Source organism: Deinococcus betulae, assembly GCF_020166395.1.
GTDB lineage: Bacteria > Deinococcota > Deinococci > Deinococcales > Deinococcaceae > Deinococcus > Deinococcus betulae.
Genome location: NZ_JAIQXU010000021.1, coordinates 67,238 through 89,600 on the forward strand (window position 1 = coordinate 67,238; position 22,363 = coordinate 89,600).

The 22,363-nt window shown below is 66.3% G+C and carries 18 protein-coding genes; 5 read left to right on the top strand and 13 right to left on the bottom strand.

What is annotated here, in order from left to right; all coding sequences use genetic code 11:
* Nucleotides 1-13: 13 nt before the first annotated feature.
* Genes K7W42_RS15610 through K7W42_RS15630 form a run of 5 tightly spaced genes read right to left on the bottom strand, consistent with a single transcriptional unit; the run spans nt 14 to nt 8,272 of the window.
* The gene (locus K7W42_RS15610; protein ID WP_224575761.1) at nt 14-3,643 is read right to left on the bottom strand and encodes a non-ribosomal peptide synthetase; all 3,630 of its coding nucleotides are present in this window, start codon (nt 3,641-3,643) and stop codon (nt 14-16) included.
* A gap of 5 nt (nt 3,644-3,648) precedes the next feature.
* Complete coding sequence (locus K7W42_RS15615) at nt 3,649-6,495, bottom strand: amino acid adenylation domain-containing protein (protein WP_224575762.1); 2,847 nt, start codon at nt 6,493-6,495, stop codon at nt 3,649-3,651.
* A 20-nt stretch (nt 6,496-6,515) separates the two neighbouring features.
* Complete coding sequence (locus tag K7W42_RS15620) at nt 6,516-7,364, bottom strand: SDR family oxidoreductase (RefSeq protein WP_224575763.1); 849 nt, start codon at nt 7,362-7,364, stop codon at nt 6,516-6,518.
* Entirely contained in the window at nt 7,365-8,075 is a 711-nt protein-coding gene (locus tag K7W42_RS15625; protein WP_224575764.1) for a thioesterase II family protein, read from the bottom strand.
* Nucleotides 8,076-8,125: 50 nt separating this feature from the next.
* Complete coding sequence (locus K7W42_RS15630; protein ID WP_224575766.1) at nt 8,126-8,272, bottom strand: hypothetical protein; 147 nt, start codon at nt 8,270-8,272, stop codon at nt 8,126-8,128.
* A gap of 104 nt (nt 8,273-8,376) precedes the next feature.
* Between K7W42_RS15630 and K7W42_RS15635 the strand changes: the two genes are divergently transcribed.
* The 5 genes from K7W42_RS15635 to K7W42_RS15655 all read left to right on the top strand — a co-directional run bounded on the left by K7W42_RS15635 (nt 8,377) and on the right by K7W42_RS15655 (nt 13,680).
* Complete coding sequence (locus K7W42_RS15635; protein ID WP_224575768.1) at nt 8,377-10,302, top strand: BTAD domain-containing putative transcriptional regulator; 1,926 nt, start codon at nt 8,377-8,379, stop codon at nt 10,300-10,302.
* Nucleotides 10,303-10,390: 88 nt separating this feature from the next.
* Nucleotides 10,391-11,482, top strand: coding sequence for an ATP-grasp domain-containing protein (locus tag K7W42_RS15640; protein WP_224575770.1), 1,092 nt, complete (start codon nt 10,391-10,393; stop codon nt 11,480-11,482).
* A 432-nt stretch (nt 11,483-11,914) separates the two neighbouring features.
* The gene (locus tag K7W42_RS15645) at nt 11,915-12,202 is read left to right on the top strand and encodes an antibiotic biosynthesis monooxygenase family protein (RefSeq protein WP_224575771.1); all 288 of its coding nucleotides are present in this window, start codon (nt 11,915-11,917) and stop codon (nt 12,200-12,202) included.
* A 283-nt stretch (nt 12,203-12,485) separates the two neighbouring features.
* Complete coding sequence (locus tag K7W42_RS15650; protein ID WP_224575772.1) at nt 12,486-13,241, top strand: carboxypeptidase-like regulatory domain-containing protein; 756 nt, start codon at nt 12,486-12,488, stop codon at nt 13,239-13,241.
* A 106-nt stretch (nt 13,242-13,347) separates the two neighbouring features.
* Nucleotides 13,348-13,680: an HU family DNA-binding protein gene (locus K7W42_RS15655; protein WP_224575773.1), complete on the top strand. Its 333-nt coding sequence runs from the start codon at nt 13,348-13,350 to the stop codon at nt 13,678-13,680.
* Between the two features lie 72 nt (nt 13,681-13,752).
* Here K7W42_RS15655 and K7W42_RS15660 read toward each other — a convergent pair whose 3' ends face one another.
* The 8 genes from K7W42_RS15660 to K7W42_RS15695 all read right to left on the bottom strand — a co-directional run bounded on the left by K7W42_RS15660 (nt 13,753) and on the right by K7W42_RS15695 (nt 22,299).
* Complete coding sequence (locus tag K7W42_RS15660; RefSeq protein ID WP_224575774.1) at nt 13,753-14,211, bottom strand: hypothetical protein; 459 nt, start codon at nt 14,209-14,211, stop codon at nt 13,753-13,755.
* Nucleotides 14,208-15,878 (bottom strand): lipase family protein, encoded by a 1,671-nt coding sequence (locus tag K7W42_RS23305; RefSeq protein WP_224575775.1) that lies wholly within the window; start codon nt 15,876-15,878, stop codon nt 14,208-14,210. Before K7W42_RS23305 ends, K7W42_RS15660 begins: the two co-directional genes overlap by 4 nt.
* Nucleotides 15,879-16,107: 229 nt before the next feature.
* On the bottom strand, nt 16,108-18,546 hold the full coding sequence (locus K7W42_RS15670) for a putative bifunctional diguanylate cyclase/phosphodiesterase (RefSeq protein WP_224575776.1): 2,439 nt from the start codon (nt 18,544-18,546) through the stop codon (nt 16,108-16,110).
* A 917-nt stretch (nt 18,547-19,463) separates the two neighbouring features.
* Complete coding sequence (locus tag K7W42_RS15675; protein ID WP_224575777.1) at nt 19,464-19,694, bottom strand: hypothetical protein; 231 nt, start codon at nt 19,692-19,694, stop codon at nt 19,464-19,466.
* A gap of 125 nt (nt 19,695-19,819) precedes the next feature.
* Nucleotides 19,820-20,326, bottom strand: coding sequence for a hypothetical protein (locus K7W42_RS15680; protein ID WP_224575778.1), 507 nt, complete (start codon nt 20,324-20,326; stop codon nt 19,820-19,822).
* A complete protein-coding gene (locus K7W42_RS15685) occupies nt 20,323-20,544 on the bottom strand; it encodes a hypothetical protein (RefSeq protein WP_224575779.1) in 222 nt (73 codons plus the stop codon). The genes K7W42_RS15680 and K7W42_RS15685 overlap by 4 nt, the downstream gene beginning before the upstream one ends.
* 100 nt (nt 20,545-20,644) lie before the next feature.
* The gene (locus K7W42_RS15690) at nt 20,645-21,532 is read right to left on the bottom strand and encodes a ParB/RepB/Spo0J family partition protein (protein WP_224575780.1); all 888 of its coding nucleotides are present in this window, start codon (nt 21,530-21,532) and stop codon (nt 20,645-20,647) included.
* Nucleotides 21,529-22,299, bottom strand: coding sequence for a ParA family protein (locus K7W42_RS15695; RefSeq protein WP_224575782.1), 771 nt, complete (start codon nt 22,297-22,299; stop codon nt 21,529-21,531). The genes K7W42_RS15690 and K7W42_RS15695 overlap by 4 nt, the downstream gene beginning before the upstream one ends.
* Between the last annotated feature and the right edge of the window lie 64 nt (nt 22,300-22,363).

A 22,363-nucleotide genomic window follows, 5' to 3' on the forward strand; every position in this document is an offset into this window, starting at 1 on the left:
GCTCCTGCGCGCGTCACAGCGCGAAATCAAGGGAAAGCGAAGGGGACGCCGCGGCCTCCGGGCTGACCAGCAGGTCGCCGAGCGGCGCCAGGGGCCGGGCCAGCGCCTCGTCCAGCAGGCGCAGGTACAGGGCGCTGAACGCCTTGACGGTGGGTAGGTCGAACAGAGCCGTGGCGTACGTCCAGGCGGCCGTCAGCTGGTGAGGATGATCTTCAACCTGTACGTTCAGGTCGAACAGCGTGCGGCCAGTGGTCTCTGGCCGCCACGCGGGGGTGGTCCCCAGGACGTCCGTGCGGTGCAGGGCGGTATTTTGCAGGGCGAACATGCTGTCGAACACTGGGTGACGCTGCGTGCCGGGTGCCCCCAGCTCCTGCACCAGCTGCTCGAATGGGTAGTCCTGATGCTCAGTGGCAGCCAGAGCGGCGCACGCCACCTCTTGCAGGTGCGCGGTGAAGGTCAGGTCTGGGGCCGGGCGCAGGCGCAGCGGGAGGGTGTTCACAAACATCCCCTGGGCCGCATCAAAGCCCGGCAGGTGCCTCCCGGCAAAGGGCGTGCCGACACGCACGTCCGGCTGTCCGGTGACGGCCGCCAGCCAGTGGCTGTAGGCCGCCAGCAGCACATGGAAGGTTGACACGCGCGCCTGGCGGGCCAGGGCCCGCACCTGACGGGTTCGGGTCTCGCCCAGGTCCACGTTGAAGGTCGCGCCTTGGGTGTCCCGCAGCAGCGGTCGGGGCCGGTCCGTGGGCAGATCGGCTCCGGCGGGTGCATCCCGGTACAGCTCAGTCCAGAAGGCGCCCTGAGCGCTGGTGTGCGCGGCGCCCGCCGGGCTACGCTGCCACGTCGCGTAGCGGCCGTACGCGGCGTCTACGGACGCGCTGCCGGTGCCGGGTTCCGCCACGCGGCGCGCCCACTGCGAGAGCAGCAGTGCTAGCGCGTGCCCGTCGGTCAGGAGGTGGTGGATGTCAAGCGCCACCAGCGTGTGATCAGCGCCGGGCCGCACCGCAATCCGCCATAGGGGCGCCTCATGCGGATTAAAGGGGGCCACCAGGGCCCCGAGTGGGTCGGGGGCACCGTCCGGCAGGGGCGTCCAGCGCGCCTCCAGGCGGGGCACGACCTCCTGCGTGGTCTCAGCGTCGCCATGGCGAAAGTGGGTGCGGAGAATGGCGTGCTCATCAACGAGGCTCTGCCACGCGGCGAGCAGCCGGTCCGGATCAACCACACCAGGCAGCCGCACTTCGAGAGGCAGGTTGTACGCCGCGCTGCCCGGCTCCTTGACCTGCTCGATGTACACGCGGCGCTGCTGCGCCGTGGCCGGATAGCGGGCCTGAACCGGCACGTCCGGCACCTTCAGTGGCGGGTGCGTGCCAGCCGCGTCCGTCCGGGCAATCAGGGCCGCGACGCTGGGCGAGCCAAACAGCCACCCAGCCGGGCAGCGCCGCCCGGTGGCGTGCTCCACCTGCGCCGAGACCAGCGCCGCCGTGAGCGAAGAGGCGCCCAGTGCCAGCAGGTCATCGTGCGGTTGAAGCTGCGGAGCGTCCAGCGCCCGTGACCAGGCCTGCAGCAGCGCGGGCGCGAGGTCACGGGCCAGTGGCGCGTCCTCGGTCACTTCATCTGCCGGAAGGGCGCGGCGGTCTACCTTGCCGTTGACGGTCATGGGTAGCTGCGCCAGGCGCGTCAGGCGGGCGGGCACCATGTGGGGCGGCAGCGCCTGGGCCAGCGCCGCCTGCACGGCCGGGACCGTGACCTCGCCACTCAGGTAGCCGTGAAGGTATACCTCCTGCGTGTGGGGCCGCGTGCGGGCGACCACCACCGCGTCCGTCACACCCTCACAGGCGCGCAGGGCCTGCTCGATCTCCCCGGGCTCCACCCGGAAGCCGCGCACCTTGACCTGCTGGTCGCGCCGGCCGAGGTACTCCAGCTGTCCGTCTGGTCGCCACCGGGCCAGGTCGCCCGTCCGGTACAGGCGCCCGTCCGGACGCCAAGGGTCAGGCAGGAACTTTTCCTGCGTGAGTGCCGGGCGCCCGTGGTACCCAGTGGCCACGCCCTCGCCGCCCACCACCAGTTCGCCCACGTAACCGGGCGGCAGAGGATGCCCGTACGGGTTGCACACCATGGCGGTCGACCCCGGGATAGGCCGGCCAATTGGGGCGGCCCCGCTCTCGCCTGCCGTGACGGGGTATAGCGTAGAGATCACGCTGTTCTCGGTGGGGCCGTAAGCATTCAGCAGGCGCAGATCCGGGCAGGCGGCCAGCACGGCCTGCGCTGGACCGGCGGGCAGGACGTCGCCGCCCACCAGCAATTCACGCACCCCTTGGAAGGTCCGGGGGTCATGCGCGGCGAGTTGCGCGAACAGCGCGGCGGTGATCAGCGCTGTCGTGGTGCCATGCCGCGTGAGGAACGCGGCGAGCGCCGGAGCGTCAAGCAGCGTGTCACGCGGCGCAATCTGCAGGCACCCACCATGAAGCAGCGCCGCCCAGATCTCGAAGGTGGACGCGTCAAAGGCTACGGCCCCTGCCTGCAGCACCCGCGCGTTTGGCCCCAGCGTCCTGAACGTGGGGGGATGCACGAGCCGCGCAATGCCCCCGTGGGGGACCGGCACCCCTTTGGGCGTGCCGGTCGTGCCAGAGGTGTACATCAGGCACGCTGCTTTCGCTGCGCCTGCCCCCGCCGGAGGCAAGGGGGCGCCGTGCCCGAACAGGTCCGCGTCTCCCAGGCGGTGGACCGGCCCCAGGTCGTCTAGCGCCCGCAGGTCAAGCAGCAGGCCCTCAGCGGCCTCGCCAGTCGTGATGACCTGCACGGCGCCCGCGTCGCGCCGCATGAACGCCACTCGCTCGGCTGGATAGCGCGCGTCCACCGGCACGAAGCACGCGCCCGCCTTCAGGCAGCCCAGCAGGGCGACCACCATGAGCGGGTGACGTTCGGTAACGATTAGGACGTTCTGGCCACAGATATCTCCAGCGGCCTGCAGGCGGCGCGCCACGGCGTTCGCGGCGTCGTCCAGCTGCCGGTACGTGAGGGTGACCGTCCCGTCCGTCACGGCAGGGCGGTGGGGGGCCCGGGCGACGTGCACTGCAAACTGATCTTCAAGTCGCGCGGGCCACGTTCGGGGCTGGGCGGGCGGAGTGACCTGCGCGGCAAACGCCCGAGCCTGTTCGTCCGGCCAGGGCGTCAGGGCCCGGACCGGCCGCGCCGGGTCGTTGACCACCTGCGTCAGGACGTGCAGCAGCAGATCCGCGTGCTGGGCGCCGCTCAGCCCCTCGGGTGTGGCCGCGCAGTGGAGCGTGTCCGGGTGCAGCTCATCCGGGCCTTCAAGCCAGATCGCCACGGGGGCCGCGCCGGCCGTTGCGGACGCGCCGAACTGCCACGCGCCGGGCCGGATGGCCCCGGTGATCTGGCCGCCGGCCAGCGTGTGCAGCAGTTCTAAGCACGACTGGTCGCCCGTCACCCCGCCAGGCACTGGGTACCCCTGGCCGGCGGTATCCAGCTGATCCACGGCGGGGGTGTCTTCCCCATAGAGGTGGTGCAGGAGGATCAGCCACGCGCCCAGCACCACCGTCCCAGGAGTCGCGTTCACCTGCGTGGCCGTTCGCGCCAGGGCACCTTGGAGGGCCGCGCCGAGGGGGCGGCGATGACTGGTCGTCACGGCACTCACCTCGGTCCGGCGGCGGCCAGTGCGATGAACGGTGCCAGGCGGCGCACGGTCTGGTGAACGTACAGTTCCCGCAGCGGCAGGGCGGGTAATCCCCGCTCGCGCAGCAGCGCGGAGATCCGCACGGCGTATAGGGAGTTGCCACCCAGCTCGAAGAAGTTGTCGTCCAGACCGACCGGGACGCTGAGGACCTGCTCGAACAGTTGCCGCAGCACCTCCTCGGCGCTGGCGGCCCGGCTGGGCGCCGCCACGTCTGGGTCCGGTGCCCGGGGAGGCTGGGCGGGCGGCAGGCGCCGGACGTCCAGCTTGCCGTTCGCGGTGAGGGGCACGTGATTCAGCCGCGTGAACGTGGCGGGCTGCATGAAGGGCGGCAGGTGCTGCGCCGCGTGGCGCCGCACGTCTCCCAGGTCGCTCTGGGCGGGTCCGGGGGCGTCTAACGTGACGTAGGCGTCCAGCCGGGCGCTGGCAGAATCGTTTGGGTCCGGCTGGTGAACGACGACCGCGGCTGCCGTGACATGCGGCGCGCCCATCAGCACGTGCCGGATCTCTTCCAGTTCAATGCGGAAACCGCGCAGCTTGACCTGCGAGTCCAGGCGGCCGAGGTGTTCAAGCTGCCCGTCCAGACGCAGGCGGCCCTTGTCGCCGCTGCGGTACATGCGGCCCGGCGCGAATGGGTCCGGCAGGAAACGCTCGCGGGTCAGCTCGTCACGGTTGAGGTACCCGAGGGCCACGCCGTCACCGCCTACGTAGATTTCCCCCGGCACCCCAGGCGGCAGCAGGCGCTGCTGCGCGTCCATGACGTACAGGTGCCAGCCGGGAAGTGCCGGGCCCACTGAGCGCGACGCCTGCAACGCTTCCCGGCGCCGCACAGTGAGGGCCGTGACATGCACCGTGGTTTCCGTGATACCGAACATATTTACCAGGCGGCAATGGCGTTCTGGGTACCGGTCGAACCAGCGCAGCAGCACCGGCGCGTGCAGGGGTTCTCCGCCGAAGATGACGAGGCGCACACCCAGGGGCGGGCGGGTGCGGTCCGCCTCGATCAGCTGCGTAAACGCAGACGGCGTCTGGTTCAGGACAGTCACGCGGCGCTCGCGCAGCAGGTCGTGAAATTCGGCTGGGTCGCGGGACACCCAATACGGCACGACCACCAAGTGACCACCAGTGAGCAGCGCGCCCCAGATCTCCCAGACAGAGAAATCGAAAGACGCCGAATGAAACATCGTCCAGGTGTCGTTAGGCCCCAGCCCGAAGTCGTCACGCGTGACGGCGATCAGTTGCCCCACGTTTGCATGCGGCACTGCCACACCCTTGGGTTTCCCGGTTGAGCCAGATGTAAAGATGACGTACGCGGCGTCCTCCGCCGTGGTGGTGGGCGCGGGGAGCGGCGCCGTGAGCGTGGCTCCGTATGCACTCACGGCGTCCGGGGCGAGTGCCTGGCCGTCCGGGGCGAGCGGGAAGTTTGGCAGGTCCGTGACCACCAGCCGCACCTGCGCGTCTGTGACAGTGTGCTGCAGCCGCTCGCGCGGGTAGGTTGGGTCCATCGGCACGTATGTGCCGCCCGCCTTAAGAATACCCAGCAGGACGACCACGAGATCTAGTGAGCGCTCCAGGCACACCCCGACCCGCTCATGGTCTTTCAGACCATGGGCCCGGAGGGCACGGGCCACAGCGTCGGCGCGCCCGTTGAGCTCCCCGTACCTCAAGGTTTGGTCCTCACAGCTGAGGGCTGGGGCGTCCGGGCAGGCGGCCGCCTGCCGGGTAAAAGCCTCGTCCAGCCGGGCAGTGGGCCGCGCGGGAGCCGCTGCCGAGCGCCCGAGCGCCGCCACCTCGGCGTGCGCCTCGTCGCTCAGGAGGGGCAGGGCGCAGGCTGGACTCTGGAGGGCAGCTCTACCCAGCAACTGCGCGACCGCGCGCACGAACGTCCTGGCCATGCTGGGGGCCACTTCCGGGGCGTGCTCGCACGTCAGCAGCAGGCCTGCACCGGTGTGCTGCAGCTGAAGGGTCACCGGATAGGGCCGCTGCTGGTACGCGAGGTGCGCTGCAGGCGTCACGACTGGCGGGGTGAGGTCAGCTACGATGCCCACGGCGGCGGTTATGTTGCCGATCAGGGCGTGTCCGGCCGCGTCGTCCCATACGGGCGCTTGCAGGTGCGTGTCCGCCTGCGCGGCCAGGGCGCTGAGGGAAACGCCGGACCGGGCGGCCACTGGCACAAGCGCGAAGGCCTCGGTGCCGTCTGCAAGACTGGTCAAGGCGGCCAAGAGTGGCGTGTCCTGTTCAGTGAGGTGGGCCAGGACTGTCCCGGCAGCGGCCAGCAGCAGGCTTAGATTCGTGTCGTCTGGGACGGGCAGACGCAGGTCTGTGGCGGGAATGGGCATGGCCGGGCCGGTGGCCCAGTCGAGGTTCAGGTGACGGTCGGCGCCCTCGAAAGCGGCCAGCAGGTCCGGCGTGACGGCCCGCCGGGTTGGCGTTGATGGGACGGGTGTGGACGGCGGCGCAGGCGGCTCTGCGGCTGCCGTGGCTGTCAGGTGCGCGCGCAGGGCCATAGGCACCCGCGCACGGTCATAGGTGAGGCACAGTTGCAGGGACCGGTTGGGCGCCCGCAGCAGCGTGGCTCGCCAGGCGCGGCCGGGCGGTAGGGGCAGGCGCAGTTCGCGCGCCACCCGGTCCGCGGCGCGCGGGTCGTCCGGGAGGAACGGCGTGACGTCCTCCCAGATCGTACCTGGCTCGGCACTCAAAGCGTGAAGGCGGCGCAGCAGCACCTCGGCAGTTGTCGTGACGGGGAAGGCGGTGGCGGCCACGCAGGCGGCGCCTGCGGTGGAGCGGGGCAGGGCAGATGGGGTCACAGCAGTGGTCCTCTCGCGGTTCAGCGCGTGGTGAAGCCACCGTCCACGGTGAGGACCGTGCCGGTGACCTGCCTGGACGCGTCGGACGCCAGCCACAGGGCGGCGGACGCGATGTCGTCCGGTTCGATCAGGGCGTTCATGGGCTGGGCCTGCACAAACGTCTCCTCGTGCTCCGAGACGGGGACGTCCAGCGACCGGGCGATTTCGGTCAGCATGCGTCCCTCGACCGTCACGTCGTCCCGCACGGAGCCGGGGCACAGAGCGTTGACCCGGACTTTCAGCGGAGCGTAGTCCAGCGCAGCGGCGCGCGTCAGGCCGATCACGCCGTGCTTGGCGGCCACGTACCCAGCGAAATGCCGGTACCCGACCAGCCCGGCGGTGGACGCGACGTTGACGATGCTGCCGGAACGCTGACGCGTCATGATGGGTCCGACCGCCTGAATCATGCGCCAGGCGCCGGACAGGTCGACATCTACCATCAGCGCCCACTCGTCTTCGGTGATGTCGTGTGTAGCCTTGCCGCTGGGCGCGGCGATGCCCGCGTTGTTGATCAGGGTGTCCACGGTTCCGAAGCGGTCCAGGGCGGCCTGAACGGCGCGCTTTACTGCGTTAGGCCGGCGCACATCCACATCGTGGGTAAGGACGGGCACGCCGGCGTCGCGGCAGAGCTCAGCGGTGTAATCCAACTGGCTGGCGGTGCCCAGGGCGTAGGGCACCAGCGGGTCCGGCTCGGGGACGTCCATGAGCACCAGGGCCGCGCCCTGCTGGGCGAAGCGAGTGGCGCAGGCCCGGCCAAGGCCGCGGGCCGCGCCCGTGATGATGACGGTCTTGCCGTCCAGGGAGGCCGTGTCCAGCGTAGGGGCGCGCATTCAGGCTGGGACGCTGTCCGGTAGAAGCTGCTGCGTCAGCCGGTCAAGGAGAGGCGCGGGGTCATCCAGGAAGTACATGTGCCCGCCAGGCAGCTCCGCGGCCGTGAGAGGCTGCGTGGTGGCCCGCTGCCAGCCGAGCAGATCCTCGGCACTCACCAGTTCATCGGTCGCACCGCGTAAGGCTGTGACCGGCACGGCGAGAGGCTGATCCGATTGCGGCCGGTACTGCTCGTGCAGTTCCACGTCGGCGCGCAGGGTGGGGAGCAGTAGCGCCCGCATGTCCGGATCCTGAAGGGCCTCATGCGTGTACCCGGCGAACTCGGAGACGCGCGCCAGGAACGCTTCGTCGGTCAGGCCCGTGGCGGTGTACGCGCGGGGCGCCCAGGGGCTGGGTGAGCCACTGACCCACAGGTGCTGCACAGGCACATGCCGGTCCAGCAGGCGCCGGGTGAGTTCGTACGCCAGCACCGCGCCCATGCTGTGCCCGAACAGAGCAACGGGGACGCCGGGGGTCAACCGGGGCTGCACTTCCTGCGCCAGGGCGTCGGCGGCGGTATGGGCGTCGCGGTGGGCCTCTTCAATGAAGCGTTGCTCGCGGCCGGGCAACTGTACGGGTAGGACATTGATGTGGGGAGCCAGAGCGCTCCAGGACCGGTAAATGGACGCGCCAGCACCAGCAAAGGGCAGGCACAGCAGGTGAACGTGATGCATAAAGCTCCTTGGGAGGTGTGCCGGGAAGTAACAGCGCCGCTAGACAGGAGTCAGCGGCTGGTGGATGCGGTTGAATTACCTGGAGGCGCCACCTTCAGGCCGCCGCCAATAACGGTGCCGACAGTGCAGGGCATGGTCAGGACACTCCAGAGCGTTAGCAGGGACAGGGGCAGACTGGCAGCGGATTGACGCTTCATGTCAAGGCCCTCCTCAGGCCTGGATGAGGGTAGTTGACGCCCTCTTTTTGTCCGTTGCCTGGATGAGTGCCGGCCTCTTTTAAGCCCGCCTTTACACTGTCTTTATGAGCCGAGCCCAGAAGATCTACCGCACCATGCTGGCGGGTCAATACGCCCAGGCGCTGGAACTTCATGCCGCCTGGGCCACGCCGACCGCTCAGGCGGACCGCTGGGCCGGCTACTGCCTGTTCTGTCAAGGTGAACTGCTGCTCGCCCGCGATATGCTGCTGCGCGCCCTGAACGGCAAGGCCGTCGCCGCAGCTGTGGAACTGGCGACCGTTTACCGGCACCTGCGGCAACTGCCACAGGCCTGGGCCATGCTCCAGAGCCTTGATCATCATCCCCTCGAGCCGCTGGACGAGGGCCTGGCGTTCCGGGAGCGCGGCGCCCTCCTGTTTGAAGAGGGCCGGCTGCGTGAAGCGGAAGACGCCTTCGAACGGGCCTGGCAGCTGCTGCAACATGTGCCAGAAACCAGCGTGCGTGTCAACACTGCCTACGCCCTGGGCTACATCCAGAGTTTCCTCGGTAAGGACCGGCGCGCCCTCCATCACCTCAATTTGGCACTGAAGGAGACTCAGAGTGGACGCCGACTGCATCCGCTGCTGGCGCGCGCGTTCGCCTACCAGTCACTCGGGCGCTTCGACCTTGCCGAGCAGGACCTGAGTGAAGCAGACAGCTTGGGCAAGAGTGTGCCGATGGCGCAGAGCGTCCTGTCATACAGCCGCGGCGCGCTCTACCGTGTCCAGGGCCGCTGGGTTCAGGCACTTGAACACTTGGAACGCGCGGCCCAGCAGGCGCGCGACCTCGATGACCGCGGCACCGAATGCTTTGCAGAACTCGACGCCAGCACCGTGCTGGTCGCCACTGGTCGCCACGCCGAGGCCCAGCTGAAACTCTGCCGAGCCGCCGAACTTGCTGACGCGCCGCGCGCCCGCGCCCACTACCTGCTGCGTCTGGGCCACCTGCAGGTTCACACAGACCATCCAGAGGCCGCCCATACCCTTGAGCAGGCCCGCGCGCTGTGCCAGAGTCTGCACCTGCAACGTGAGCAGCTCCTTGCCGACCTGCACATTGCCGAATTGGCCCTGCGTCAGCGCGACGACGCCTCTGCAGATGGAGCCCTTCAGCAAGCCCTGGAGAGCCGGTACGCGTTGGGTCACGGGACGGCTGTCATCAGCGAGCTGCGCGGCCTGCCCAATGTACTTGGCCGACTCGCTGCCTGCCCACCCAATGATCCCCGTTCGATACTGCTTGACGATTGGCGCGCTTTGGCAGGTGCAGCGCCACTGAAGGTGCACTTACAGTCTCTTGGTGCGCCGCAACTCCACACGGACAGCCGACCAGTACGCCTGACGATGAGGCGCTGCGTAGAAGTGATGGTCTATCTGCTGTTCTCTCCCAACAGCAGCCGTGAGCAGCTCCTGGCGGCGCTGTGGCCGGATGAGGTGCCGGCCCGTGCGGTGAGCTATTTTCATCAGGTTCGGCATGAACTTGAGCACACCGTCCCGGGCCTCCGTCTGCGCTACGACCGAATCACACGAACCTACGCCTTGTGCGCGGCTGGACTGCAGTTTTCCTGGGACGTTGAAGACGTAAAGAGCGCCCTAAGTGAGGGCAGTGAAGATGGATTGCACCGTGCACTACATCTGTACGCCGGTCCACTGCTGCCGGACACACCTGGCGAGTGGCTCCGAATGGAGCGTGATGCTTTGGAATGGTCCCTGATTAAAACCGGCCTGCACCTGATCGAACGCTGGAGTGAGGCTGGTGAGTACGCCAAATGCCTCACCCTTGCTGAACGCCTCCTCGAAATTGATCCTGTCAACGAGGTGCTTGCGGAGTACCTCCTGCAGGCCACTTGGGAACTTCAGGGCAAATTAAGCACTCGGCGCCAACTGGCTGAACTGACCTCCCGCTTCACCGATCAGGTGGGGGAGGTACCGCCGACCTTCGTGGTCTGGCAGCGCCGCGTAGAGGGCTTCAAGGCCTGACCAAGAACCAAACTGCGCATAAAGTCTTTGCAAAGAGGGCCCGCCTAGTCTGGGAACATTCCACTGTAGCCCCAGCAGGAGGTGCCTGATGAGCAAAACGTTGATGGTGGTGGCCGGCACGCAGGTGCTGCCTGACCAGATCTTGAAGAAGCTCCAGCGCCATGCAGATGTGCGCATCGTTGTCCCGTCACCGGGCTTAGCTGTTCCCGCCGCCTGGGGCGCATGGGGTAGGCAGGTCCACGTCCTTTCCGCCACCCCGGACACCACAACTGCGCTCGTTGAGCTTGCTGCCCAGCAGCATGCTGACGCCCTGATGACCTTTGACGCGGCTTGGAGCGGCCCTGTGTCGCGGGCCGCAGCGTACCTGGGGATCCCAGGCAACGCACCTGATCTGCCGGCGGCCCGGTGGCAATCGGCGTTCGTTCAGGCGGGCGGCACCCTTACCGATCTGCGCAGCGCGCGGAACCTACCCGACCTGCTCCACAACCTGAGCCATACTGGCGTTCCAGCCCTGCTGCGCCTTCCAGATGGCTGGGGAGACAGTCATCACTGGCCAATCACCGCCGACGATGACCTCACCACCGTGTGGCACGAGTGGAGAGCTGCCCTCAGCCGTCTGCGCCAGCAGGGTCTCCTGCCCTTCAGTGCCGAGCCAGATGAGGCGGCTGGAATCGTACAGGCCCAATATCCTCCTTTTGAAGCGGTTGTCCATGTCACGGGCCTGGTCAGAGACCATCTGTGGACACCTGTGTCCCTGCTGTCTTCTTCTGCCCAGGCCCATCCATCTCCGCAGGCCAGCCTCAGCCTTCCCTGTGCCGCCAGTCAGGAAGATCAGCATTGGGTGCAGCGCGCGGCTCAACATCTGGCTGACGTCTTAGGGCTGCGCCGCGGCGCACTGCAGCTCACCATCGGACGGGACGCCTGTAATCATTTCTGGCTGCTGCACGTCCACCCTAGCGTGTCTCTGGACGCCGCCATTACGACCGAACTGAGCACTGGTACCGATCTTGTTGATCTGTGGGTTCGCGCCCTTCTGGATTTACCCTGGCACGAGGGCTCAATCTCACCTATAGAAACCCAGACTGCGGTTGGCGCTGTGCCATTCACGCCAGTAGACGCCCGTGGGGAACCCTGGCGAAATACGCTACGCCTCAATACCCTCATCGACTTTCAAGCTTAACTTCAACCACATGTGCAGGTAGCGGTTCGTTGGCATCAGCCGCATCACCATGGCCGAGCAGTGGCTCGGTACACGCCGCTGCTCGGTACATGTGTTCATCTGGGCACAGCCTACCTGACGGCGCCGGACCATCAGGCCCTGTTGGCCGCCCAATCCTTTCTTCAAGCAAACACCGAACGGATTTTAGGATCCTATGATCTGCATGCCCCACGTTGGCGTACCTAGCCCACTGTGATGCAGATTACCAGCCCCCTCTGGTTCTTCTGAAGCAAGCAAGGTGAGCGCCAAACGGTTGTGGCAAGGTGTAGAGATAGAGTGACGCGGTGCTAAGCGGTCAGAAGCTTACTGGCGACCGGTTCCCTTTCGCCGTGATGGACTCCTCCGTCTGCTCGCTCTCGCCGCTTCACCTAATCAGGCCAGAAAGGAAACACCATGATCCACATTTGGGCCACCGTTCATGTTGAAGACGTGCAGCACTTTATCGGTGTCTTCTCAACCATTGGCGCGCACGTCCGGCGCCAACATGGCGGCCAGCGGAGCTGGCTCTTCACCGTCCCAGAACAGGCCAATCAACTCCGCGTCCTCTTCGAATGGGAGAGCCGCGAAAGCTTTGATGCGTTTCTGGCGGATACCGAAGTGCGGGCCACCATGCAGTCCAGCGGCACCATCGGCCGACCAGACTTCCTGTTTTTAGAGGCCCTGGCTGACCTGCCGGCTTGAACGCCAGCGACCTGTTCTCGAGTGACTGCCGAGCTTAAGGGATTGCCGCGAGACCGCCTGAAAGTCAGGCGGTCTTGTTCATGTCGCGCAACTTGGCCTTTTCACGGCCTGAGCCAGCGCTCTAGACGAGGCTGTGCCTCCAGTTCTGCCTAGCAGGACGTCAGGCGATCGGGGCCCGCCTCTCCCCTCTTCGTGGGCGCCATCCGCTCATCATAGGCCGCCACCTACGCTTCGTCCACAGCCAGGGGCCGCAGCCATTCGCGGCCTTCTCAGGAGGACCACCATGAAGCAAGCCACCACCATCATCCTCGCGCTCGCGCTCACCACCTTGTCTGCCTGTGGCGGCGTGGCGAGCCAACCGACCCTGCCACCCCACCAGAGTCCACAGGACCCTGAACGCCCACCTGCGGCCACACCTTACGTCGTTTCTGGAATGGTCCAGAACACGCTTGGCGAGCCGTACGTTGGCGTGACGGTCATTGCGACTCCTGAAGGGGAAGGAGCGCTAGTCAGCACCACAACGGACGTGGCGGGTCGGTACCGACTGACGTTGCCCCGCACCACGCAGGCGTGGACGGCCCAGGCCCATGTCCTGATGAGCCTTGGAGGCGACGGCATGGTGGTGACCTGGGGCCCTGACGAGTTCCAGCCGTTTCCAGGTGCCGGTGGCGCGGTGCGGAACATTGCCGTTGGCATTCATCAGCCGCTTGGGTCTGTGGACCCAGGGGTAGAGCATTCCGGCGTTGAGTTGGATTACGAGACGTTGGAACTGACCTTCACGCCAGCGGTGCCGAACGTCTTTGGTCACACGCAACCGTTCACCCGGCGCTATGTGGAGGGCGAAGGCATTCGAAACGTCCCGTTGGGTCTGTATTATGTCACTGCGACGCAGGTGCTTCAGGGTGAAGTGCAGGAACTGATGATCCGGCAAATGACGGGGATTGGAATTAAGCCGCCTGCGCCCGCTTCAACGCGGTATCTGGCGGGATTTAATACCAGGGATGTGATGGGGCTGTTTTTGAGTCAGGGCGAAGACTGAGAGGGAGAGCCCGAGGATGGAGTGGACCGTTGGAAGATATGTGGGAACGCCAGCCAGCGCACATTTGGGGCTGCAAGCCGTGCAGCGCGCGGTTCACCCTGCGGCCATGACGAAGAAGTCGAAGCCCGCCCCGAAATCCGCCGCCCAGACTGCCCCTGCCAGCAACAAGATTGCCAAGACCCAGCTCGTAGACATGGTCGCCGACAAGACCGGCCTGACCAAGAAGCAGAGCGAAGAAGCCGTCAGCGCCGTGCTGGACATCGTAGTGGACACCCTGAAGGGCGGCCAGAGCGTGGGGCGGCCCGGCCTGGGCACCCTGAGCGTCAAGGCCACCGCCGCCTGCACCAGCGTGCGCCCCGGCACCAGCGAGAAGATCCAGATTCCCGCCAGCAAGAAGGTCGCCTTTAAGGTCGCCAGCGACCTGAAAAAGAACCTCTAACCTCGCCCAATAGAAGCTGCGCCCTCAGACGGGGCGCGGCTTTTCGCATGTGGTGAGCGCTGGCGGCTTGGCTCACTCCAACGTATCGATGGTCACGATGACAAACCCTTTGCGAGACTGGATTTCGGGTCGCCCCTCTAAATCTGCAGAGTCGGTCCGTTCGTACACCACGCCGAGCCGCCAGGACGTATCCCGCCAGGCAAACCCTGCGCCGAGGGTGCCATAGTCATCCCGCCACCGCGTCAGCTGGCGCGCTTCTGTCTGCTCGGCCATCGCCTGCTGAATGTCCGACCCAGACAGGTCCGTTACATAGCAGGGGGTGTCCGGTGTGACCGTCATGACCTCGCCACAGTCAACTCGTGTCAGTTGCAGCTGTGTCTCGGCAAAACGCTGCATTTGCGTAAACACGGTTTCCCGCGTTGAGTTCGTTGTCTCCACTGCTGACCTCCTTTGCCCTTGCGTCGTGCTGAGCACAGCAGCGGCCGCGGCCAAAATGACCAGCAGCGCTGCGAGCGGCCCCCACGCCTTCACTTGACACCCTCGGCGCCAGGGTGCCAGTAGTGCCAGCGTTCTTCCAAACGCCTTGACAATTGCTGACGGTCCTCAGCATTCAACTTGACGGGCCGGTCGAGCGCTGCGTTGGCCATGCCCAGCGTCACCAGGTCATCGCGGCCCATCAACCCGTAGAACTTGACGTCTTCCATCGTCAGCACCACGCCTTCCGTTCCCAGAATTTCGGCCCGCAGCGGCGCCAACGCCTTCTTCAGACCGCCCGCCTGCTTCACCTGCTCAGCCGAGATCCGCGCCAGCCGTTTGTCCACCCGGTCCAGCAACACCTCATACGGCATGTCCTGCAGTAGCCGCGAGGTGGTGGCCGCCGCATAGATGAACGGCGTCGCTACCCGGCGCGCCGCCTCCGTCTGCACCGTCGGATCGCGCTGCGCCTGCGACAGGTTGGCCAGCACCTTCGCCGTCACCTTGCGGGGATCGTACTCACCGTCTGTGAACGCCTGACTGTCCACCCCGCCGTACTGCACCACGGCCCGCTGCACGTCGTTCAGGTCTTTCTGCGGCACGCGGGCCAAGTAATCACGCAGCACAAAAGCGTTGTGCGCGGCTGCCCCTGCCGGCCCGTTGCTCTTCTTGAAGGCCTCCGCGCCCTGCGGCCGGCTGACCTCATACCGGTCAAAAGCGAAGATCGCCCCGTCCAGCCGCTGCTCACCGCCACCCGGCACGATGTCGCCAGTGGCGTGATAGTGGCGCGCCGTCACGGCCTGGCTGCGGTGGTCCTCGTTCCAGTCCCGCAGCCGCTCGACGTCTTTCTTATCAATGGCGGGGGCCGCGAAGGTCACCACCGACTGCACCAGTTCGGGGCTGTCTGCGCCCGCAATTTGGGCCAGGGCGCCGCCCAGACTGTGCCCGGTGCTGACCACCCGGCCGCCCTGCGCGGCGGCGTGCTTGAGCTGCACGCGAATCAGGTCGCGGTTGGGCAGATACTGGCCGTACCCAGGGCCACGGACGTTCATGTCCCCGGCCACGGTGTCGCGCACGCTCTCCAGTTCTTTCGTCTCGGCCTTGGCCCGGTCGGGCACCTGCCAGGGCATGCTGACGCCTTCTGTGCCCCGGAAGGCCGCGAAGGTCTGCGTGTATTTGGCCCCCTTGCCCGGCGTGAACAGGCGCATCTGCAAGCCCCAGCGCCCGTGAATGGTGCGCCCGGCGACGTACCCCATCGTCTTAAGCAACTGGCCGGTGGATGAGCTTGACTTGGCCTGCTTGGCGTCGCTGAGGTCGGTTTCGTTGCTGTACGCCGCGGAGATGGCCAGTTGCTCGGCGAAGGCATCGAAGCTCAGGTGGGCATTCAGGGGCTGGCTGTAATGCTTATTGACCTGGTCCCGCAGAGCTGCGGGGAGGCCCTTGAGTTTCTGCGCGATGTCGGTCAGCAGCGTTCGCCCTGTGCTTTGCTTGTACAGCAGCGCCAACTGTTCAGGCTCGGTGCAGGACTTGAGCAGGTTGGCGAGCTTGAGCATCGCTTCTTTGGACATCGGCATGGGGGAGTTCCAGCCGGGGAGCTGATAGCCAACGGTGCGGATGATCTGCGCGGCCGTTACGCCACTGGCGGGCGGGGCGGCCGCCGGGGCCGCGGCCTTGGTGGTCTGGCCCGAGGGCTGCTGGGCTTGAGGTTTGGGGGTGAAGGTCACAGGCTCCTCCTGAAGGTCCACCTTAGACCATGCGGCCGCGCGGCGCCGCTGATTCTGACCAGGTGTCCAGCCGCAGCGCTTGGCCTCAAGCGAGAGGAGAATTCTGTCAGGAAAGTCGCAACGCTGTCATTTCACAGGGTTACCACACCTCTGGTGTCCGCACGAGCCAACTCACGTTCGGCTGTGCTGGCGGGATCTTCCGCTCACTCACCTCCTTCCCCTACGTGTCTCAGGCCTCGACAACTTCCTCAACCCACTCGGTCCACCACGGTGGCACCGCTGCTGCGGGCATCGGCCGCCCAAACAGATACCCTTGCATCGCCGTACACCCCAGGTTCAGCAGCACTCCGGCCTGATCGTCTGTCTCCACACCTTCGGCAATCACGTCCAACTTCAAGCTCCGGGCCAAAGCGATAATGGCGGTGACCACCGCAGACGCCTGCTCATCCCCCGGCACTCCTCGCAGGAACGAGCGGTCAATCTTCAGCACATCTACGGGGAACGTCTTGAGATAACTCAGGCTGGAGTAACCAGTCCCAAAATCATCAATCGACACCCGCACCCCGAACCCTTTGAGGGCCGTCAAGGTTTGCTGCACCTGACCCACGTTCGCCATGAGCATGCTTTCCGTCAGTTCCAGCTCCAACTGTTCTGGCGCCAGGCCACTGACCTGCAAGCACCGCTGAACGGTCTCTAAGAAACTGGCATGGGTGAACTGCACCGGCGAGATATTGACAGAGACCGTCAGCGCCATCCCATGCTGATGTGCCCACGCCTGACTTTGCCGGCAGGCCTGCTCCAGCACCCAGGCGCCCAAGGGCAGAATCAGCCTCGTCTCTTCGGCGACTGGAATGAAGTCAAGAGGGGAGACCAGCTGGCCACCCGGCCGGACCCAGCGCAGTAAGGCTTCAACCCCGAGCACCTGCCGGCTCTGGAGATCAATTTTGGGCTGGTAGACCAGCGTGAACTGCTGCTGTTCAACCGCCAGTCGGAGGTCTGTGTGAAGGGTCTGTCGTGAGACCGCTGCCTGATGGAGATCAGCGGAAAAGAAGCTGTGCCGGTTGCGCCCCTCGCCTTTCGCGCGGTACATGGCGGCATCTGCGTGCTGGAGGAGCGTCTCCGTATCTTGTCCATCCTCGGGGTACAGCGCTACACCCAGGCTCAACGTAATATTCAGCTGACGGCCAGCAACGGTGTACGGCGCCGTGACCGCCTGCATCAGCTTGTCGATGACACGCTCGACGTGTTCGGTGGCCCGCACGTCCGGCAGCAAAATGATGAACTCATCCCCACCCTGCCGGCTGACCGTATCGGACGCGCGCAGTGCCCCACGAAGCCGGTCCGCCACGGCTTGCAGGAGCTCATCACCGACATGGTGACCGAGGGCGTCATTCACATGCTTGAAGTGGTCCAGATCCAGAAACAGCACCGCGAAGCGCGTCTTGAGCCGCCTGGCCTGCTGGATGGTCTCAAAGACCCGGTCTTGAAGCAGCACCCGGTTCGGCAAGTCAGTCAGGACGTCGTGCTGAGCCAGGTAGCGCATCCGCTCGGAGAGCACCCGCGCCTCACTGACATCGTGGAACACGAAGACTCCACCCAGCAGTCCACCGTTTTTCTTGACGATGGGGGCGGCCGATTCCACGATGGCGTGGACCTGTCCATGCCGGTCGGTGAGCAGTTCATCCCGCTCAACATCAATGCGGCGACGTTCCTGAAGCGCCAACCGGAGGGGATGCGCGGTGAGGGCGTCAGGCTGGGCCGCCGTGAGGGGAATGACCTGCTCCACCGCCTGGCCCTGGGCTTCCTCCGCCGTCCACCCGGTCAAACTCTGCGCCACCGGGTTAATAAAAGTGATATGGCCAGTGGGATCGGTGGTGATCACGCCGTCCCCGATGGAGTTGAGGGTGGTGCGGGCCCATTCCCGTTCCTCGATCAGGGTGAGTTCCGCCTGTCGGCGCTCGGTAATGTCCATCGCCATGACGAAAAAGCCTTGGACGCCTTCAGGTTGCTGATCTGGAATATACGAGAAGAGGGCGTACCGTTCCCGGCCAGCCGGATCGGTAAACAGGCGCTCGAAATGCTGAGGTTCGCCGGCCAGGGCGGCGCGCATGTGGGGCTCGTTCAGCGCAAACATAGCCTCGCCAATCACATCGCGGATGTGGATGTCCTGCATCTCCTGAGGACTGCGGCCGTACCATTCTTGGTAGGCGGCGTTGCCGAACTGGTGCCGGAGTGCCCGGTCCTTATACCCGACGATGCCGGGCAAATGATCCATGATGGTGCGCAACCGGTCCTGCGTGCGCTGCAAGGCCTCTTGCGTGCTCAGGGACGTACTGGCCGCGTTCGTTACGGGCAACGCCTTACGCTCAGCGTGCAGGACGAAGTGCGCCTGCTCGGTCACCTGGACTTGCAGCAAGATCAAAGGCGGGGCTGGCGGTGGCTGGGGGACAGCAGAGAGATTGAGTTCGAGGGTCGTCCCTGCAGGGACGAGCAGGTCAGGATGTGGACGGGCGGTGAGGGTCAAACTGGTTGGGTGAGCCGTCCAGAAGTGTTCAAGGGCTCGCTGCGCCAGGTCATCATCCGGGTGAACCAGTTGGGCCAGGGAGGGGGCGTCTGGCGTGGGTGAGTAAGCCAGGAAGGCGGGATTCGCGTCGAGAGGGTGGCCCATGGAGTCAAGGAGGGCAGTGCCCTGGGACGAGCAGCCGAAGAGTGTTGAAAAAGGCAGGGGTCCCAGGGCCATACGTCACCGTACTTGGCGTGCTCTGACAATCCTGTCATGCACGGTACGGTGCCCCTGTCTTCGAGAGCAAAAGAACAGCTGCCAAACCGACTGCTCTTGCCGACCAGACACAGAGGGCAGGTGTCCGCATTTTGCTAGCGGCACGGGCAACGATGGCGATTGAGAGAGGCAAAAACTGGGCTGCGCCTAGCGGAAAAACCGCTCTTCGACCTTCGCCGTCCAGCTGGCCGTCGCCGCTTTGTAGGCGGCCTCGTGGCAGTCGGCATCACCCCGGCGGGCCTCCACCGTCATGCGCTCGGCGCGCAGCTGGTCTGCGACGCGGCCCCACGCACCTTGGTGACTGCAGAGGCCTCCATCTGCACCGCAGGCGTAGGAACGTAATCCTGGCAGTCCTGACCGACGTCCGTGCCATCGTCGCCCTCCTCCTGCACGTCGGGGGTAAGCACGTGATCTTGGCGCTCGGCGCCGGCGGCAGGGACCGCTTCGGTTTGCAGCTCGGCCCAGGGGGCAGCGGCGTGGGGGGCAGCTCAGTCTCTTCGCCAGCCGCCTTCAGGATGTCGCGGGCCTCAGCCTCCACGCACGGGGTTTTCAGGCAGCGAGGGTTGTGGGCGGCGTTGCCACCCCCGCCCGCTTCTAGGCTTTCCTTCATCCTGCCCAGCAGGATGTGGGCTTCGTCCAAAGTGGTCATCAGCGCTTCGTTCATGATGCGAGTTTTGCTTGGGACAGAGCGCCGGTGGTGTGTCCTCTGTGTACGAGAAAGCGCTGCTGTGAGTGGGAAAAATAGCAATCAGATTGACCAAAAATGTGTGGGAATGAGTGTCTATTTTCCTTCGCTTCGTGGCCACCTATTCGGGTACAAATGGGGACGGCTCTCCACCAATGAACGTGCAAGCCACATCCCCGAGCGGAACGTCCTCGCCCACATCCTGGTGCACCGCCACCACCCGGCGCATGACAACATCGACGGCAGCGCCAGAGTCAATGGCGGTCAATTCTGCTGGGGTGACGAAGCCGGTCACGGACACCCCGCCCAGGGTCAAATGGAGCATTTCAGAGGCTTCGGCAGCATCAGGCATCCGTTGAGCATAGAGCCTACTCAGCGTCCTTCAAGCGGTGTTCGGTGGTCAAGGGCTGAGCTGCATGGGTCAGCTGAGCACAACAATGCGCCGCCCCAGGAGCAGGGCGGCGCAGGCAAGAGCGGTCAGGGCAGGCGGGCGTGCCCCACGAACAGACGGCAGCCCTCCTTAGGGCAGGCCACAGACAACTCCAGCAGGCGCCAGTCCCAGCCGGTGGGGGTGGCGGCCCAAGCCCCGGCCAGGGGCAGGTGCGCCATCCCACGTAGGTCCACGTCCACCGCGCCCAGGGCCTGCAGGTCGGCCTGCAGGTCGGGCAGGGTGCCGCGCAGGGGACGGGTGCGGGCCAGGTCGAGGGCCTCCTGGCCGACACTGAGGTTGTCGCGGGTGATGAGGCGGGCTTGGACGCCGCCGCGCATGAGGGGCAGGGCGCGGGCGGCCTGGCCGAAGGCCTGGGCGGTGAGGGTCTGGCCTTGCTCCAGACGGCAGCAGGGGTCGCCGAGCAGGTGGTGGGTCTGGGTATAGGCGTGCTGGACCTGGCGGCGCAGGGGGCGGTCACGGCCGGGGCGGCCGGGCTGGAGACGGAGGTTGGTGGCGCGCAGGACGTACTGGAAGGCCTCGGTGCGGGTGCTCATGAGTTTTGCTTGGTTGAGAGGCCGAGTGGTGTGTCGGTTGCGTGTAGATAGAGCGCGTGCCAGACGGCATCCGGCGCCACGGTGGCGCAGAATTGGTCGTCCGGCGCCAAGGTGACCGTCACGGTGCGTCGGCCATCCCAGTGCGAGGGCAGGGCCAGGGAGGCGAAAGCAGCGGTGCTGGCGACGGCGCTGGTGCAGGGAACGTCGCGTTCGTACATACTGGCAGCGTTGCTTGGACGACAGGGCTGTTGACGTGTCGCTTGTGTGTCTGAAACGGCACAAACCTGTCTTCCCCGGCTGTTCGTACCGGTACGAACGCTAGTCCGATTCGCGCAGCAGCGCGGCGGGCATACGGGCCAACCACTTCTCCACGGCCTGTTGGTCATCCGCCGACAGGCCAGCCATGAAGCGCCGGCTGCCCAGTTGGCGGGCGGCATGGGCGGCGCGCGAAGGGATGGTCTTCTGCACCTTGCCCAAGCGCTGCGCCTCGGCGCGCAACTGGGTGCGGGACGCCCCACCCAGGGCAAGCGCAATGAGGGCGCCATGATGTTCGGGCGGCGCGCCGGCAATCAGGGCGCCCAGGGTCAGGGGCAGACCCGCGCGCAGAGCGTCCACCAGTTCGGTAGGCCAGCGCAACACCCGCAACTTGTTCTTGGCGAACGACAGCCAGCTCTCCCCCAGCGGCGCGAACACGTCGTTCAGTGCGGCGTGGTCGGCGCCAGGCGCCTCCCGGAGCAGCTGGACCAGCCGCGCCCGCGCGCCTTCCAGATCGGTGTTCAGAGCCAGCGCCACCAGCGCCAGCTTGCCGTCAATCTCTTCTATGACGTTGAGGTTCTCGCGTTGCAAGTTCTCTATCAGGGCGGCCACCCGCGCCTGCTGGTCATCGAGGGCACGGATGAGAACCGGCACCTCGGTCAGCCCCGCCTGCTGCGCGGCCCGCCAGCGGCGCTCTCCGGCCACAATCTCGTAACCTTCCCCCGCCGGGCGAACCAGCAATGGTTGCAGCACCCCCTGGCTACGGATGCTGGCGGCCAACTCGGTCAGGGCCGTGGAGTCAAAGGCCCGCCGGGGTTGCCAGGGGCTGGGGCGCAGGGCGGCGGTGGACAGGGTGGACGGGGCCCCGTCCCCGCGCCCCCGTAGGGGACCGAGGTCCTCACCCAGCAGGCCCTTCAGGTCGCGGGCGCGACTAGGCCGGGAGCGGGTCACGCCACGCCTCCAGCGTAGACCAGGCCTGTCACCTGGGCCAGTTCACGGGTCAGGCGCTGAATATCACGGTGCACGGGGCTGCCCGGCGCGTAGAGGCCCACCGGGGCACCCTGGGCGGTGGAGTCCAGCCACACGGCCTCGCGCTGCGGCATCGGCTCGGCGAGCGGCGAGAGGGCGGCGCGCAGGTCAGACAAAACCTCGCGGTCATGCAGGCGCCGGGCATCGTAGAAGGTTGGCACATACAGGGCCACGTCCAGGTCGGGGCGAACTTCGCGGTACTCGCGCAGCGCTACCTGGAGGCCGGGCAGAGCGTCCAGACCCTTCTGGCGGGTCGGGACCGGCACAATCATCTGGTCAGCGGCCAGGGCGCCCAGAATGGCGAGTTGACCGAGGCTGGGGGGACTGTCAATCAGGACGACGTCGTAGTGGTCCTGCACCATTCCCAGCGCACGGTTAAGACGCCCCTGCGCCCCCACGGCTCCCATCATCAGCCGCTCGGCCAGGGCCAGGGTCATATGAGAGGGAATCAGGTGCAGGCCATGCACGGGCACTGGCGCTGGCAGGGGGCGGCCCTCCACGGCCACGGGGTGGGCGGTCTGCTCTGGAGTCACGCCTGTGACGCCCAGCCACCCGGTGAGGCTGGCCTGAGGGTCTAGATCAATCAGCAGCACCCGCAGGCCCGAGGCGGCCAGCTCGTGGCCCAGATTCAGAGTGAGCGACGTCTTCCCAGCACCTCCGGCATGGTTGAACACGGTGAACGTTTGCATGGTTGCACGATACAGCGCAGGTGTAACGCAGCGGCGCTGAGCAGCACGCACCTCCTCCTTAATG